Here is a 15,065-nt window from a genome sequence, read left to right as displayed (position 1 = left end):
TCCTTTCTTTTCGGCACAGCGTGGCGTTGTGTACCGAATTTGCTCCCCCGCAAGGGGGAGCATTTTTTGTGCCCTTCCCCTGCCGGGCGCAGCACGATTTTGAATGCGCTCCGCGTTGCTCTGCGCATAATCAGCGGAAAATATATTTTTAAATTTGCAATTCTGGAAAATCTGCGGATTTTCCAGAATTGCCTTTTCACGGGTGGGATTTGGGCACGAACCCTCTCAGGCATCTCGCTTTGCTCGATGCCAGCTCCCCCGAAGGGGGAGCTTTTTGGGTGGAGCTGGCGAACGCAGTGAGCCTGAGGGGGTACACGCAAAAGAGCCGCTGTACTTTTTGTACAGCGGCTCTTGTTTTATGCAATCTGTATTAGGTTTTTACTGCTGCTGGGCGGCCTTTTTGGCTTCCAGTGCCAGAATGGCGTCGCGGCGGCTCAGGTTGATGCGGCCCTGCTGGTCGATGTCGGTCACCTTGACCACGATGGCATCGCCCACGGCAACCACGTCCTCTACCCGCTCCACGCGCTTGGTGTCCAGCTTGGAGATATGCACAAGGCCTTCCTTGCCCGGGGCGATCTCCACAAAGGCACCAAAGTTCATCAGACGGGTCACCTTGCCCTTGTAGATGGCACCGATCTCGGGGTCCTCCACAATGGTCTTGATGGTAAAGATGGCGCGCTTTGCGTCCTCCTGATCCACGGCGGAGACGAACACATGGCCGTCCTCCTGCACATCGATCTTGCAGTTGCAGGTGGCGCAGATGTCCTGAATGACCTTACCGCCCTTACCGATCACGTCCTTGATCTTGTCGGTGGGGATCATCATGCTGAACATCTTGGGTGCCCAGCGGCTCAGCTCCTGACGGGGCTCGGCGATCACGGGCTTGATGATCTCGTCCAGAATATACAGGCGGCCCTTGCGGCACTTCTCGAAGGCCTCAGCAATGATGTCGTAGGTCAGGCCGTCGATCTTGATATCCATCTGGATGGCGGTGATGCCCTTGCGGGTGCCGCCAACCTTAAAGTCCATATCGCCGTGGAAGTCCTCCACGCCCTGAATGTCCAGCATGGTCATCCAGCGCTCGCCCTCGGTGATCAGGCCGCAGGAGATACCGGCAACCGGAGCCTTGATGGGCACGCCAGCGTCCATCAGCGCCAGCGTAGAGCCGCAGATGGAAGCCTGAGAGGTGGAGCCGTTAGAGCTGAGCACCTCGGACACGCAGCGGATGGTGTAGGGGAACTCCTCCAAGGAGGGCAGCACCGGCACCAGAGCACGCTCAGCCAATGCGCCGTGGCCGATCTCGCGGCGGCCGGGGCTGCGCGGTGCGCGTGCCTCGCCCACGGAGTACGGCGGGAAGTTATAGTGGTGGATATAGCGCTTGGTCTGCTCGTCGGTCAGATCATCCATCAACTGGTTGTCCTTGGTGCCGCCCAGCGTGCAGGTGGTAAGCACCTGCGTCTGGCCGCGGGTGAACATGCCGGAGCCGTGCACGCGGGGCAGAATGCCCACCTCTGCGGCCAGCGGGCGGATCTCGTTGATGCCGCGGCCGTCCACGCGCTTGCCTTCATCCAGCAGCCAGCGGCGCACCACGAACTTCTGCATCTTGTAGCTTACCAGATCCAGATCGGCGGCAGACAGGTCGGGGTATTCCTCGGCGATCTTGTCCATGATGGGCAGCAGGGCTGCGTCACGCACGTTCTTGTCGTCGGTGTCCATAGCGGCCTTGAAATCGTCCAGGTACTTGTTCTGGATGGCGTGGAACACATCCATGTCCAGACCCACCACCTGGAAGTCGATCTTCGGCTTGCCGCGCTCGGCCACGATCTTGTTGATGAACTCGATGATCTTCTTGATCTCAACGTGTGCGGTCTTGATGGCGGTCAGCATGGTGTCCTCGTCCACCTCGTTGGCGCCGGCCTCGATCATCACGATCTTATCCATAGTGGCGGCAACGGTCAGGGCAAGGTCGCTCACCTTGCGCTGCTCCTGCGTGGGGTTCAGCACGATCTCGCCGTTCACCAGACCCACCTGCACGCCGCCGATGGGGCCGTTCCAGGGGATGTCGGACACGGCGGTCACCAGAGAAGCGCCGATCATACCGGCGATCTCGGGGCTGCAGTCCGGGTCAAGGCTCATGACGGTCATGGTGATGCACACGTCGTTGCGCATCTCCTTGGGGAACAGCGGGCGCATGGGGCGGTCCACCACGCGGCTGGTCAGGATAGCGCGCTCACCGGGGCGGCCCTCACGGCGCATAAAGCTGCCGGGAATGCGGCCTGCGGCGTAGAGCTTTTCCTCGTACTCCACGTTCAGCGGGAAGAAATCCACACCCTCGCGGGGCTTGGGGCTCATGACCACGTTGCACATCACGCAGGTCTCGCCGTAGCGGATCAGTGCGCTGGCATTGGACAGGCCACACATCTTGCCCATTTCAACCTTGAACGGGCGGCCGGCCAGCATGGTTTCGTAGACCTTGAAGTTGTCAAAGGTCTCTTTGCGGGAACCAAATTCGATTGCCATTGTTTCTGCCTCCTTGTTTTTCGGATCGTTCTATCCAAAAAGCCGTGGCGTGCGCATTATAGCAATAAATCCAGCGTCCCTGCCCGCAGGCACGGGCGTTCGATTTACTGCTGCAATACGCTGCCACCGCTATTTTGTGCGCATGGGATACATGGAGTTATACATAAAGCAAAGGGCAGGTACCTTTGCGGTACCTGCCCTCCGTTAAAATTACTTACGCAGACCCAGAGTTGCGATCAGAGCACGGTAACGCTCGATGTCCTTCTTCTGGAGATAAGCCAGCAGATTGCGGCGACGGCCAACCATCTTCAGCAGACCGCGGCGGCTGTGGTGATCGTTAGGGTTCTTCTTCAGGTGCTCGTTCAGCTCGTTGATGTGAGCGGTCAGCAGAGCGACCTGAACCTCGGGGGAGCCAGTGTCCTTCTCGGTCAGAGCGACTTTGGCCATAACTTCCTGCTTATTCATAATACAGTACCTCTTTCAAGTAATTTATCTGCCTATGGCACAGCGGCGGGAAACGGTTCTCCCAAAAGCGGGCATACTCCCAGCCCCGTACCACGGTAACAGATACAGTATACCAGATTGCCCGGCAGATTGCAAGAAGATTTTTGTCCGCAAGCCTTAATTTTTTACAATGCCGCCCCAGTACAGCTGCACCTCCGGCAGCTTCTTTTTGCGCAGCAGAAACAGGGTGGGGATCAGGTACACCGCCACCGAAAGCAGCCGCGAGGCATCGTAGCCACTCACGCTCTCGGCCACGCTGGTGGTGCCGTACAGCCCGCCGATAAGCATGGCGGCAATGTCCATGGCGCTGTGCAGGAACACCGTCACCCACAGATTGCCGGTGCGGAAGTAGATGGCGGCCAGCATCACGCCCAGCGAGGCTGCAAACACACACTGCATCAGCACGCCAAAGGGTACCGAGCCGAGCAGGTTGCTCAGGTGCGCCGCGCCGAACAGCACGCCGGACACAAGACAGGCTTTCCACACCCCGGCGCGGGCGGTGCCGTAGCGCTCCAGCAGGGTCTGGGCAATGATGCCACGGAACACCAGCTCCTCAGCCACGCCCACAAGGATCATGTTCAGCATAAAGGTCAGGATGCGGGGCAGCGGCAGCAGCGGCGTGTCCGGGCGGTCAAAGGCCAGCGTCCCAACGGTCGTATACCCGATGAAGAACAGCGGGTACATGCCCACCAGCATTCCGTTCAGAAAGCCGCAGCCGCGCCGGTGCAACAGGTCCAGCCTGCCGGTGCGGGCCAGCAGCAAAAGCGCCACCACCAACCCCACAGCCTCCTGCACAGAACCCAGCAGATAGCCGTCCATGGTGTCAAAATCCGCGCCTGCCGCTGCCAGCCCGATGGTAGCCAGCAGGCTGAACAAGACCATGCTGCCAAGGAACAGCACCTCAGACAGGATACAATAAAGAATGGGGTGCGCAGTGCGCAGCCGTTTGAGCATAAGTACAGCCCTCCCTATCAATGATAGTCCTATTCTACCACGATTCTCCCCAAAGCGATAGGGCGAAAATAAAGTGTGCTGCCGGGAGATCGGGGGCTGTGAACGGCTTGCAGCATCTTTTTACAGAAAGTTCATGTAAAAACGGGCTAAAATAGCCTTGCAGATTTGACGTGTCTGCCGCTTTGGTGTATCATATACTTGTATTGTTATGCGCGATTCCGGGCGCATCACGGCCCGATTTTTAAGATTTATGAGGTGTGATCTATGTCCCTTGTTGAAAAACTTTTTGGCAGCTTCTCTGACCGGGAGCTGAAAAAGGTGAACCCCATCACCAAACAGGTGCTGGCACTGGAGCCCAAGTATCAGGCCATGTCCGATGCTGACTTGCAGACGCAGACTGCCGTGTTCAAGCAGCAGCTGTCCGAGGGCAAAACGCTGGACGACATCCTGCCGGATGCCTTTGCCGTCTGCCGCGAGGCTGCATGGCGTGTGCTGGGCATGAAGCACTTCCCGGTGCAGGTGACCGGCGGCATTGCCCTGCACCGCGGCGATATTGCCGAGATGCAGACCGGTGAGGGCAAGACCCTTGTGGCTACCCTGCCCGCCTACCTGAACGCCCTGACCGGCGAAGGGGTGCACATTGTTACCGTCAACGACTATCTGGCCAAGCGCGACAGCGAGTGGATGGGCAAGCTCTACCGCTGGCTGGGGCTGACCGTTGGCCTGATCGTACAGGGCATGGACGGCGATGCCCGCCGGGCCGCCTACAATGCCGATATCACCTACGGCACCAACAATGAGTTCGGCTTTGACTACCTGCGCGACAACATGGTGACCTACAAGGCCAACATGGTGCAGCGCGGCCACGCCTACGCCATCGTGGACGAGGTGGACTCCATCCTGATCGATGAAGCCCGCACCCCCCTGATCATCTCCGGCCGCGGCGAGGACTCCTCCAGCCTGTATACCCAGGTGGACCGCTTTGTACGCACCCTGCACAAGAGCGTGGTGGTGGAGCTGGAAGATAAGGTCTCCACCGACGAGCAGGCCGATGGCGATTACGTTGTGGACGAAAAGCACAAGACCTGTACCCTGACCGCCGCCGGTATCAAAAAGGCTGAAGCCTATTTTAAGGTGGAGAACCTTGCCGCCGCCGAGAACATGACCCTTGCCCACCACATCGATCAGGCCATCAAAGCCTACGGCGTGATGCAGCGGGATATCGACTATGTGGTCAAGGATGGTCAGGTCATCATCGTGGACGAGTTCACCGGCCGTCTGATGATCGGCCGCCGGTACAACGAGGGTCTGCATCAGGCCATCGAGGCCAAGGAGGGCGTGAAGATCGCCGCCGAGAGCAAGACGCTGGCCACCATCACCTTCCAGAACTACTTCCGTATGTACAAAAAGCTGTCTGGTATGACCGGTACTGCCCGCACCGAAGCCACCGAGTTCACCGAGATCTACGGCCTGAACATCGTCAGCGTGCCCACCAACCGCCCGGTGCAGCGCAAGGACTACCCGGACGCCATCTACAAGACCGTGGAGGGCAAGTACCGCGCCGTCATCGAGCAGGTAATGGAGTGCCACAAGAACGGTCAGCCTGTGCTGGTGGGTACTGTCAGCGTGGAAAAGAGCGAGATCCTCGCCAAAATGTTACAGCGCCATACCCGGGATTTCAACGTGCTGAACGCCAAGAACCACGAGCGCGAAGCCGAGATCGTAGCGCAGGCCGGTAAAAAGGGTGCCATCACCATCGCCACCAACATGGCAGGCCGTGGTACCGATATCATGCTGGGCGGCAACGCCGAGTTCATGGCAAAGGCTCAGATGCGCAAGGAGCACTTCTGCGAGAACCTGCTCAACCCCGACACCCCGCAGGATGCCGACCCGGCAGCCGTGGAGCTGCTGCTGACCGAAGCCAACGGCCACGGTGAGACCACCGATGCCAACATTCTGGCCGCACGTCAGCGCTTTGACCAGCTGTACGCCCAGTACAAGCCCGCCATTGACGCAGAGGCCGACGAGGTGCGCGCCGCAGGCGGCCTGTTCATCATTGGCACCGAGCGCCACGAGAGCCGCCGTATCGACAACCAGCTGCGCGGCCGTGCCGGCCGTCAGGGCGACCCGGGCGCTTCCCGCTTCTACCTGAGCCTTGAGGACGACCTGATGCGTCTGTTCGGCGGCGACCGGGTGTCCGGCCTGATGAACACCCTGAAGATCGACGAGGATACTCCCATCGAGAACCGCATGATCACCAATACGCTGGAAAGCGCCCAGAAAAAGCTGGAAGGCCGCAACTTTGAGATCCGCAAGAACGTGCTGAAGTACGACGATGTGATGAACCAGCAGCGCGAGATCATCTACGGGCAGCGCCGCAAGGTGCTGGACGGCGAGGACATCAGCACCGAGATGCACAAGATGCTGCGAGAGAACATCGATTCCAGCTGCGCCCAGTTCCTTTCCGGCGATGTGAAGGACGAGTGGGATTTTGGCGCCCTGCGCCGCCACTATCAGGGCTGGCTGACCACCGATGCCGACTTCCACTACACTGTGGCGGACTTTGATAACCTTTCCCAGCAGGGCATTGCCGATATGCTGTACGACCGCGGGATGCAGATCCTGCAGGCCAAGGAGGTGCGCTACGGTGCACCCGTCATGCGCGAGCTGGAGCGCATCTGCCTGCTCAAGTGCGTAGACCGCCAGTGGATGGACCACATCGACAACATGGACCAGCTGCGGCAGGGCATCGCGCTGCGCGGCTACGGTCAGAAGGACCCGGTGGTGGAATACCGCATCGAAGGCTTTGATATGTTCGACCAGATGGTGGATTCCATCCGGGAGTCCAGCGTCAAGATGCTGCTTACCATCGAGCTGCGCGCCGCCGGTTCCGCCCCCAAGCGGGAGCAGGTGGCAAAGCCCACCGGCGAGGGTTTTGTGCCCGGCAACGGTGCACCCGGCGTCAAGGGCAGCCCCAAGGGTCAGCCGGTGCGTGTGGTCAAAATTGGCCGCAACGACCCCTGCCCCTGCGGCAGCGGCCTGAAGTTCAAAAAGTGCACCTGTGCCCAGTACCACCCGACTGGCAATAACGGCGGGGAAGAATAACCGTAAGGACAAGCCCTCCCGTCATGGTTCTGCTGTGGCCGAGAGGGCTTTCCGCATAAATTCAGAGGGAGTTGATTTTACAATGATCGCACCGGAAAAACTGTTGGAAGCCGCCAAGGCGCTGGAACCGCAGCTGCAGGAATGGCGGCGCACACTGCACCGTCACCCGGAGGTGGGCTTTGACCTGCCCCAGACCAAGGCACTGGTCAAAAAAGCGCTGACCGAGATGGGCTACACCCCGCAGGACTGCGGCAAGTGCGGCGTGGTGGCGCTTGCCGGGGGCAAACGTCCCGGTAAGGTGATCCTGCTGCGGGGCGACATGGACGCGCTGCCCTTGCAGGAGGAATCCGGCGAGGAGTTTTCCTCTGAGCTGCCCGGCAAGATGCACGGCTGCGGCCACGATATGCACACCGCCATGGTGCTGGGTGCAGCCAAGCTGCTCAAGGAGCACGAGGACGAGATCGAGGGCACGGTAAAGCTGGAGTTTCAGCCCGCAGAGGAGATTTTTCAGGGCTCGCTGGATATGATCAACAGCGGCCTGCTGGAGAACCCCAAGGTGGACGCAGCGGTCATGTTCCATGTGCTGGCCGGGATGCCCCTGCCCGCCGGTATGGTGCTGGTGCCGGGCGGCGGCATCACCATGGCCAGCTGCGAGCAGTACCACATCGTTGTGCACGGCAAAGGCGGCCACGGCTCCATGCCCAACGCCTGCATCGACCCCATCACCGCAGCGGCGCACATCCACATTGCCCTGCAGGAGATCAACAGCCGCGAGCTGGACCCCGCAGGCTTTGGCGTGTTCACCACCGGCCGGTTCGAGGCAGGCAAGGCTTCCAACGTCATCCCGGATACTGCCGATATGTGGGGCACCATCCGCACCGTGGACCCGGAGCAGAAGGTCAGTGCCCTGATCCATCAGCGCATGACCGAAATTGCGCAGGGCGTGGCCACCGCCTACCGCTGCACCGCCGAGGTGGAGTTCAGCGATTACTGCCCCTGCATGGTGGTGGACACCCCGCTGGCGGGCAATGCCCTGACCTATATGACCGAACTGCTGGGCAAGGGTGCTATGGATATGACCCCGCTCACCGGCGGCAAGCCCGGCGGCGGCAGCGAGGACTTCGCCTTTGTCAGCCACGAGGTACCCACCGTGAGTATGTTCTTAGCTGCCGGCAACGCTAAAGAGGGCTACACCTACGGCCAGCACCACCCCAAGGTGCGCTTTGATGACAGCATCCTGTACCGCGGCACGGCAGCCTACACCTATATGGCGCTGCGCTGGCTGGCAGAGCACCAGTAAAATTGCCCCACAGAACGCCGGGCAGGAGGAGAAGCATGAAACAGGAGCTGATGGATGCCATTCAGGAAACACCAGTCATTGCGGCCGTCAAGGACGATGCCGGGCTTTGCAATGCGCTGACCAACGAGAACATCCGGGTGGTATTCGTATTATACGGAGATATCTGCAATATTGCCTCCATTGTGCGCCGCATCCACGAAGCCGGGCGCTTTGCCGCGGTGCATGTAGACCTTATTGCCGGGCTGGCGGGCAAAGAGGTGGCTGTGGACTTTATCCGCAATACCACCGAGGCCGACGGCATCATCTCCACCCGGCAGTCCTTCATCCGCCGTGCCAAGGAGCTTGGGCTGGCCGCCATTCTGCGGGTATTCCTGCTGGATTCCATCGCACTGGAAAGTTTGGATAAGATTCCGCCAAATCTGCCGGACTGTCTGGACCTGCTGCCCGGCACCATGCCCAAGATCCTGCGCCGGGTGTGCGCTACCGCCAAAGTGCCGGTGCTCGCCGGCGGCCTTATTGCTGATAAAGAGGACGTGATGGCCGCGCTGGAAGCCGGAATCACTGCCATTTCCACCACCAATCAGGCGGTATGGAATATGTGACCCGCATTCTGCGCAAAAGCAACCGGTGTTTTTTGTAAGGGTTTCACAAAAAGTGCAAAACACCTTGCTTTTTGTGCAGGGACAGGGTATCATAAGAGCAAACAAGTGCTGTTTGTTTCAAGAGATATGAGCGAAACGGACAAGGGCAGTTGCCTTTGTTTCGGTTCGCTCTTTTTTTGTACCATCAACAGCTGCCCAGCTCCCGACGGGCCAAGGCAGAACGGACAGGAGGAAAAAAACAATGTATGATGTAGCAATCATCGGCTGTGGCGTCATCGGTGCCGATACCGCCTACGCACTGTCTCGCTACGACAACAAGGTGGTCATTCTTGAGGCCGAGAACGATGTGGCAGACTGCACCACTAAGGCCAACAGTGCCATTCTCCACGCAGGCTACGACCCCGCCCCCGGCACCCGCATGGCACGGCTGAACGTGCGCGGCGTGGCACTGGCCAAGGAGATCTGCGCAAAGCTGGATGTCTCCTATAAGCAGTGCGGCTCGCTGGTGCTGGCACTGGACGAGAAGGAACTGCCCCATTTGCAGCATCTGTTCGAGAACGGCACCGCAAACGGCGTGCCCAACATGAAGATTCTTTCCCGGGAAGAGACCCTTGCCATGGAGCCCAACCTCTCCGAGAAGGTCTGCGGTGCACTGTGGGCACCCAGCGCCGCCATCGTGAACCCGTGGGAGTATGCACTGGCCATGACCGAGGTGGCAGTACGCAACGGCGTGGAGCTGCGCCGCAGCTGCAAAGTAACCAATGCCGAAGCCATCGAGGGCGGCTACCGTCTGACCGTGCCCGGCGGCACCGTGGAAGCCCGCTGTGTCATCAACGCTGCCGGTATCTGGGCAGACAAGGTACACTCCATGGTGGAGCCCGCCAACTTCCACATCATCCCCACCCGGGGCGAGTACTATCTGCTGGACAAGAGCGAGGGCACCCGCGTGAGTCACGTCATCTTCCAGTGTCCCAACGCGCTGGGCAAGGGCGTTCTGGTGGCACCCACCGTGCACGGCAACCTGCTCGTCGGCCCCAACGCAGAGCCGGTGGAGGGCAACGACACCTCCTGCACCAGCAGCGGTCTGGAATTTGTCAAGACCACTGCCCAACGCAGCGTGCCCAGCATCAACTTCGGCGAGTCCATCCGCAGCTTTGCGGGCGTGCGCGCCAATCTGGACGTGGACGACTTTATCATTGGTGAAGAGCCGGAAGCACCCGGCTGGATCGACTTGGCCGGCATGAAGAGCCCCGGCCTGTCCGCTGCCCCGGCGGTTGCGGAGGAAGCTGTTGCCATCCTGAAAGAGCGCGGTGTTCTGGGCACTGAAAAGGCTGACTACAAGGACGGCCGCCGCCACATCCGCTTCAAGGAACTTTCCGCAGAGGAAAAAGCAGCGCTTGTCAAGGAGCAGCCCGCTTACGGCCGCGTGATCTGCCGTTGCGAGACCATCACCGAGGGCGAGATCCTGGCAGCCCTCCACAGCGAGGTGCCCGCCACCACCATCGACGGCGTCAAGCGCCGCGCCGGTGCAGGCATGGGGCGCTGTCAGGGCGGCTTCTGCGGCCCCCGCGTGCTGGAGCTGATCAGCCGCGAGCTGGGCATAGACCCCTTGGACATCCTGCAGGACAAGAACGGCTCGAACGTTCTGCTCAGCGAAACGAAGGTAGGAGGAAAGAGCAATGGTTGATCTGGTCATTATTGGCGGCGGCCCTGCGGGCCTTGCTGCTGCCTGCAAGGCATGGGAAAGCGGTCTGCGCGACATCCTTATTCTGGAGCGCGACAAGGAACTGGGCGGCATTCTGAACCAGTGCATCCACAACGGCTTTGGTCTGCACCGCTTTGGCGAGCAGCTCACCGGCCCGGAGTATGCCGGACGCTTTATTGAGATGCTCAAGGACACCGGCGTAAAAGTGCAGCTGGACACCATGGTGCTGGAAGTGACCCCGGACAAAAAGGTGCACTGCGTCTCCAAGGAACACGGCTACCAGATCATCGAGGCCAAGAGCATCGTGCTGGGCATGGGCTGCCGCGAGCGCACCCGCGGTGCCATTGGTACCCCGGGCACCCGCCCTGCCGGTGTGTACACCGCCGGTGCCGCACAGCGCTATGTGAACATGGAAGGCTATCTGGTGGGCAAGCGGGTGCTGATCCTCGGCAGCGGCGACATCGGCCTGATCATGGCACGCCGCATGACCCTTGAGGGTGCAAAGGTGCTGGCCTGCGTAGAAGTGATGCCCTACTCCGGCGGCCTGACCCGCAATATCGTGCAGTGCCTGAACGACTTTGACATCCCCCTGTACCTCTCCCACACCATCGTGGATATTCAGGGCAAGGACCGCGTGGAAAAGGCCATCGTGGCTGAGATCGGCCCCGACCGCAAGCCCATCCCCGGCACCGAGATGGAGTTTGATGTGGACACCATTCTGCTGAGCGTGGGTCTGATCCCCGAAAACGAGTTGACCAAGCAGGCCGGCATCGAGATGGACCCCCGCACCAAGGGCGCCATCGTGTACGAAAACATGGAGACCAGCATCCCCGGCGTGTTTGCCTGCGGCAACGTGGTGCAGGTGCATGATCTGGTGGACTTTGTTTCCGGCGAGAGCGAGCTGGCCGGCGCAGCCGCTGCCAACTATATCCAGAACGGCCCTGTGGCCACGGGGCGTGTGTTGACCGTGAAGCCCGGCGCAGACCTCGGCTACACCCTGCCGCAGCGCATCCGTCTGGAAGGCGTGGAAAAGAGCACCAACGTGTCCTTCCGCGTCCGCCGCATCTGCGGCAAGAGCACCATCCTTGTCAAGAGCGGTGATACGGTGATCGCACACTTCAAGCGTGACCGCCTTGCCCCCGGCGAGATGGAGCACATTGCCCTGCCCAAAGTGCTGCTGGACAGAGCCCCCATGGACGAAGTGACCATTGAGATCGAGGAGGCATAAGCGAGATGAAAGAAGTAATTTGCACCTGCTGCCCGCAGGGCTGCCATCTGCAGGTGGATGAAGCCAACGACTATAAAGTGACCGGTAACGGCTGCCCCAACGGCATCGCCTACGGCAAGGAAGAGCTGACCCACCCCACCCGCATCATCACCAGCACCGTGCGCGCCGAGGGCTGCCTGCACTCCCGCTGCCCGGTCAAGACCTCCAAGCCTGTGCCCAAGGGACAGATGGCCGAGGTAGTCGCAGCGCTGGACAGCGTGGTGCTGCACGCCCCCATCCATGTGGGCGATGTGGTGCTGACCGACGTCTGCGGCACCGGGGCAGACATTGTGACCTGCCGTGATATGGCATAAGTACTCTCCTTTTTACACAAATAAGCAAAGCAGCCGCTGCATCTTACCGTGCAGCGGCTGCTTTGCGTGTGGGGAAATCCCCTATTTTCAAATGATTCTTTCCGCTGAATATGGCCGGAACGCAGTGCAGGCCATTCGTTTTCTCAACCTTTCAGCGGCATGATGCTCTCCGGGGCGGCACACAGATACTGGGGCGGCTCCGGGGCGGCGGCAGAAAGGCTGGTTTTGCCTACCTTCCACCACAGCTGCGCCGCACCCTCCGGCGAGGTGCAGATGAGGTTCCAGTCAAAGGGGTTTTCACTGGTGGAGACCGCCTTTACCGGGATGGCGTTGGGCGCATCCGCAGCGCAGGGCGTAAAGTCGTGGGCGCGGATGCCCACGGCGGTGCAGCCCGCCGGGACGGGCAGCACCAGCCGCAAGGTGGTGTCCCAGCCGTCCAGACGGACGGTGTGACTGTCCAGCGGGGTGCAGGGCAGAATGTTCTTGCAGCCGGTCAGCCGCGCGGCAGCGATGCTCTGCGGGTCGGCAAAAACGGCCTTGGTGGTACCGGCACGCAGCACCTGCCCCTCGTTCAGCACGATCATTTCTTTGCAAAGGCGGTAGGCCTCGTCCCGGTTGTGGGTCACCAGCAGGGCGGTGCCCACAAAATTTGCCAGCAGGCTGCCTACCTCGCCCTCTACCTCCTCCCGCAGGTAGCTGTCCAGTGCACTGAAGGGCTCGTCCAGCATCAGGATGCGGGGCTTGCCCACCAGAATGCGTGCCAGCGCGGCGCGCTGCTGCTGCCCGCCGGAAAGCTGGGCGGGATAGCGCTTGGCAAGCGTCTCCAGCCGCATGGCGCGCAGCATCTCGGCGCAGGCAACGCGGCGGGCAGCGGGGTCTTTTTCCGTCTTCAGGCCGCAAAGGATATTCTGTTCTACGGTCATATTGGGGAACAACGCATAGTTCTGGAACAGCAGTCCCACGCCCCGCTGCTGCGGCGGCAGGTCGATGTGCTGCGCACTGTCAAACAGCACCCGCCCGTCCAGCACGATGCGTCCGCGGTCCGGCTTTACGATGCCCGCGATGCACCGCAATGTCATGCTTTTACCGCAGCCGGAAGCGCCCAGCAAAGCGGTGGAGGTGTTGCCGGCGGTAAAGGCAGCACGGAGGGTAAAGCCGTCCAGCTTTTTTTCAATGTTGACTTCAAGGCTCATTTCCGGGCACCCGCTTTCTGTTTTTTCTCCAGCAGGTTCACAGCCAGCAGCACCACCGCCGAGATGACGATATCCACCAGCACCCACCGCATAGCACCCAGTTCATCGTTGGTGCGCCACAGCTGGTAGACTGTGGTGGCGATGGTGGCAGTCTTGCCGGGGGTGTAGCCCGCGATCATGCTGGTAGCGCCGTATTCGCCCAGTGCCCGGGCAAAGGCCAGCACCGTGCCCGCCAGAATGCCCTGACGGCAGGCGGGCATCCGCACCCGCCAGAAGATCCATGTATCGGACTGTCCCAGCGTCTGCGCCGACCACGCCAGCGTTTCGTCAAAGCTTTCAAATGCGCCGCGCGCGGTGCGGTACATCAGCGGAAATGCCACCACGATGGAGGCAAAGATGGCGCTGTACCAGTTCATGACCAGCTTTACCCCGAAATGCTGCATGAAAAAGATGCCCAGCGGCCGCTTTGCGCCGAAGAGCAGCAGCAGAAAGTAGCCCACCACCGTGGGCGGCAGCACCATGGGCAGGGTGAGCAGCACATCCAGCACACCCTTGACCACCCGGGGCAGACGGGCAATATAATAGGCCGCAAAAATGCCAAGAAAGAACACCGCCGCGCAGCTGATCAAAGCAATGCGCAGGCTGTTCCACAACGGATACCAGTCCATGTCTGCTCCTTTATACGGCGCTGAAGCCCACGCCCTCGAACACGGTCATGGCCTTGTCGGTCTGTAAGTAAGCCAAAAACTCCTTGGCAGCCTCGGCGTTGGGGGCGGCCTTCAGCACGGCGGCGGGGTAGATGACCTGACCGCACATCTCCCTGGTGGCCTCGTCCACGGGGGTCAGACCGGCGCTGTACGCATCAGTGCAGTAGACGACACCGGCGTCCACGCTGCCTTCGGTGACCTGCGTGGTCACCTCCTTGACGTTGGAACCGTAGGTGATCACGCCCGCAGCGGCCAGTGCAGCTTCGTCCAGCTGGTAGTAGGCAAGGATCTTCTGGGTGTACTGCCCCACGGGCACATCGCTGTTGCCCATGCAGAACAGGATATCCTGCGCCTTCAGGTGCTCGGCCAGTGCGTCAAAGCTGTCAATGCCCTTGTCGCTACCCTCCGGCACGCAGAGCACCACCTTGTTTTCCAGCAGGTTCACGCGGCTGTCGGCATCCACAAAGTCCAGCCCGTCCTTGTTCACATCGGCAGAAGCGGTGATGTCCAGCTGGTTCATCTGCTTCTGACCGGCAGAGATGAACAGATCGCAATCCGCGCCCTCCTGGATCTGGGTCTTGAGGGTGCCGGAAGAGTCGAAGTTGAAACGGAAGGTCACCTCCGGGTGCTCTGCCGTGTAGCTCTCACCGATCGCATTCAGTGTCTCGGTGAGGGAGGCGGCGGCAAACACGATCAACTCCACGCTCTGTGCTGCTTCCGAGGAAGCGGCGGCAGAGGAAGCCACGGACGATGCTGCGCTGGAAGCAGCACCGCCGCAGGCGGTGAGGGCAGCGGTTGCACCAGCCATACCGGCAGCGGCCAGAAAGCTCCGGCGGGAAATGCGATGGTCGTTCATCTCTGTTTCTCCTTACTTTAAGTGAAAAAATAGTATAT

The 15,065-nt window shown here is 60.6% G+C and carries 12 protein-coding genes; 6 read left to right on the top strand and 6 right to left on the bottom strand.

What is annotated here, in order from left to right; genetic code table 11:
* Window positions 1–378: 378 nt before the first annotated feature.
* From MTP43_RS04885 to MTP43_RS04875, 3 genes are all read right to left on the bottom strand, one after another.
* Window positions 379–2,520 (bottom strand): polyribonucleotide nucleotidyltransferase, encoded by a 2,142-nt coding sequence (locus MTP43_RS04885; protein ID WP_154265683.1) that lies wholly within the window; start codon window positions 2,518–2,520, stop codon window positions 379–381.
* Between the two features lie 210 nt (window positions 2,521–2,730).
* On the bottom strand, window positions 2,731–2,985 hold the full coding sequence (gene rpsO / locus MTP43_RS04880) for a 30S ribosomal protein S15 (RefSeq protein ID WP_005925047.1): 255 nt from the start codon (window positions 2,983–2,985) through the stop codon (window positions 2,731–2,733).
* 156 nt (window positions 2,986–3,141) lie between these two features.
* Entirely contained in the window at window positions 3,142–3,978 is an 837-nt protein-coding gene (locus tag MTP43_RS04875; protein WP_154265682.1) for a CPBP family intramembrane glutamic endopeptidase, read from the bottom strand.
* Between the two features lie 264 nt (window positions 3,979–4,242).
* Between MTP43_RS04875 and secA the strand changes: the two genes are divergently transcribed.
* From secA to MTP43_RS04845, 6 genes are all read left to right on the top strand, one after another.
* Window positions 4,243–7,083 carry a preprotein translocase subunit SecA gene (gene secA, locus MTP43_RS04870; protein ID WP_249235136.1) on the top strand — a complete coding sequence of 947 codons (2,841 nt, stop codon included), beginning with the start codon at window positions 4,243–4,245 and terminating at the stop codon, window positions 7,081–7,083.
* A gap of 82 nt (window positions 7,084–7,165) precedes the next feature.
* Entirely contained in the window at window positions 7,166–8,383 is a 1,218-nt protein-coding gene (locus tag MTP43_RS04865; protein ID WP_097784922.1) for a M20 metallopeptidase family protein, read from the top strand.
* A gap of 35 nt (window positions 8,384–8,418) precedes the next feature.
* Window positions 8,419–8,985 (top strand): glycerol-3-phosphate responsive antiterminator, encoded by a 567-nt coding sequence (locus MTP43_RS04860; RefSeq protein WP_097784923.1) that lies wholly within the window; start codon window positions 8,419–8,421, stop codon window positions 8,983–8,985.
* Window positions 8,986–9,226: 241 nt separating this feature from the next.
* Window positions 9,227–10,672, top strand: coding sequence for an NAD(P)/FAD-dependent oxidoreductase (locus MTP43_RS04855; protein WP_113621326.1), 1,446 nt, complete (start codon window positions 9,227–9,229; stop codon window positions 10,670–10,672).
* Window positions 10,665–11,918 (top strand): NAD(P)/FAD-dependent oxidoreductase, encoded by a 1,254-nt coding sequence (locus MTP43_RS04850; RefSeq protein WP_097784925.1) that lies wholly within the window; start codon window positions 10,665–10,667, stop codon window positions 11,916–11,918. Before MTP43_RS04855 ends, MTP43_RS04850 begins: the two co-directional genes overlap by 8 nt.
* Window positions 11,919–11,923: 5 nt before the next feature.
* The gene (locus MTP43_RS04845) at window positions 11,924–12,271 is read left to right on the top strand and encodes a DUF1667 domain-containing protein (RefSeq protein WP_015536825.1); all 348 of its coding nucleotides are present in this window, start codon (window positions 11,924–11,926) and stop codon (window positions 12,269–12,271) included.
* A gap of 143 nt (window positions 12,272–12,414) precedes the next feature.
* Here the strand turns inward: MTP43_RS04845 and MTP43_RS04840 are convergent, their stop codons facing one another.
* The 3 genes from MTP43_RS04840 to modA are packed head-to-tail and all read right to left on the bottom strand — an operon-like array spanning window position 12,415 to window position 15,027.
* Window positions 12,415–13,464, bottom strand: coding sequence for a sulfate/molybdate ABC transporter ATP-binding protein (locus MTP43_RS04840; protein ID WP_015536826.1), 1,050 nt, complete (start codon window positions 13,462–13,464; stop codon window positions 12,415–12,417).
* On the bottom strand, window positions 13,461–14,132 hold the full coding sequence (modB, locus tag MTP43_RS04835) for a molybdate ABC transporter permease subunit (protein WP_249235135.1): 672 nt from the start codon (window positions 14,130–14,132) through the stop codon (window positions 13,461–13,463). Before modB ends, MTP43_RS04840 begins: the two co-directional genes overlap by 4 nt.
* 10 nt (window positions 14,133–14,142) lie before the next feature.
* Complete coding sequence (gene modA, locus MTP43_RS04830) at window positions 14,143–15,027, bottom strand: molybdate ABC transporter substrate-binding protein (RefSeq protein WP_249235134.1); 885 nt, start codon at window positions 15,025–15,027, stop codon at window positions 14,143–14,145.
* Between the last annotated feature and the right edge of the window lie 38 nt (window positions 15,028–15,065).

The sequence above is a fragment of the Faecalibacterium sp. IP-1-18 genome, assembly GCF_023347355.1.
Classification (GTDB): domain Bacteria; phylum Bacillota; class Clostridia; order Oscillospirales; family Ruminococcaceae; genus Faecalibacterium; species Faecalibacterium prausnitzii.
This window is presented reverse-complemented; position numbering and strand designations above follow the sequence as displayed.

Coding starts and splice junctions, on each gene's coding strand:
- MTP43_RS04885 (WP_154265683.1), bottom strand. CDS start 2,520: ATGGCAATCGAATTTGGTTCCCGCAAAGAGACCTTTGACAACTTCAAG.
- rpsO (WP_005925047.1), bottom strand. CDS start 2,985: ATGAATAAGCAGGAAGTTATGGCCAAAGTCGCTCTGACCGAGAAGGAC.
- MTP43_RS04875 (WP_154265682.1), bottom strand. CDS start 3,978: ATGCTCAAACGGCTGCGCACTGCGCACCCCATTCTTTATTGTATCCTG.
- secA (WP_249235136.1), top strand. CDS start 4,243: ATGTCCCTTGTTGAAAAACTTTTTGGCAGCTTCTCTGACCGGGAGCTG.
- MTP43_RS04865 (WP_097784922.1), top strand. CDS start 7,166: ATGATCGCACCGGAAAAACTGTTGGAAGCCGCCAAGGCGCTGGAACCG.
- MTP43_RS04860 (WP_097784923.1), top strand. CDS start 8,419: ATGAAACAGGAGCTGATGGATGCCATTCAGGAAACACCAGTCATTGCG.
- MTP43_RS04855 (WP_113621326.1), top strand. CDS start 9,227: ATGTATGATGTAGCAATCATCGGCTGTGGCGTCATCGGTGCCGATACC.
- MTP43_RS04850 (WP_097784925.1), top strand. CDS start 10,665: ATGGTTGATCTGGTCATTATTGGCGGCGGCCCTGCGGGCCTTGCTGCT.
- MTP43_RS04845 (WP_015536825.1), top strand. CDS start 11,924: ATGAAAGAAGTAATTTGCACCTGCTGCCCGCAGGGCTGCCATCTGCAG.
- MTP43_RS04840 (WP_015536826.1), bottom strand. CDS start 13,464: ATGAGCCTTGAAGTCAACATTGAAAAAAAGCTGGACGGCTTTACCCTC.
- modB (WP_249235135.1), bottom strand. CDS start 14,132: ATGGACTGGTATCCGTTGTGGAACAGCCTGCGCATTGCTTTGATCAGC.
- modA (WP_249235134.1), bottom strand. CDS start 15,027: ATGAACGACCATCGCATTTCCCGCCGGAGCTTTCTGGCCGCTGCCGGT.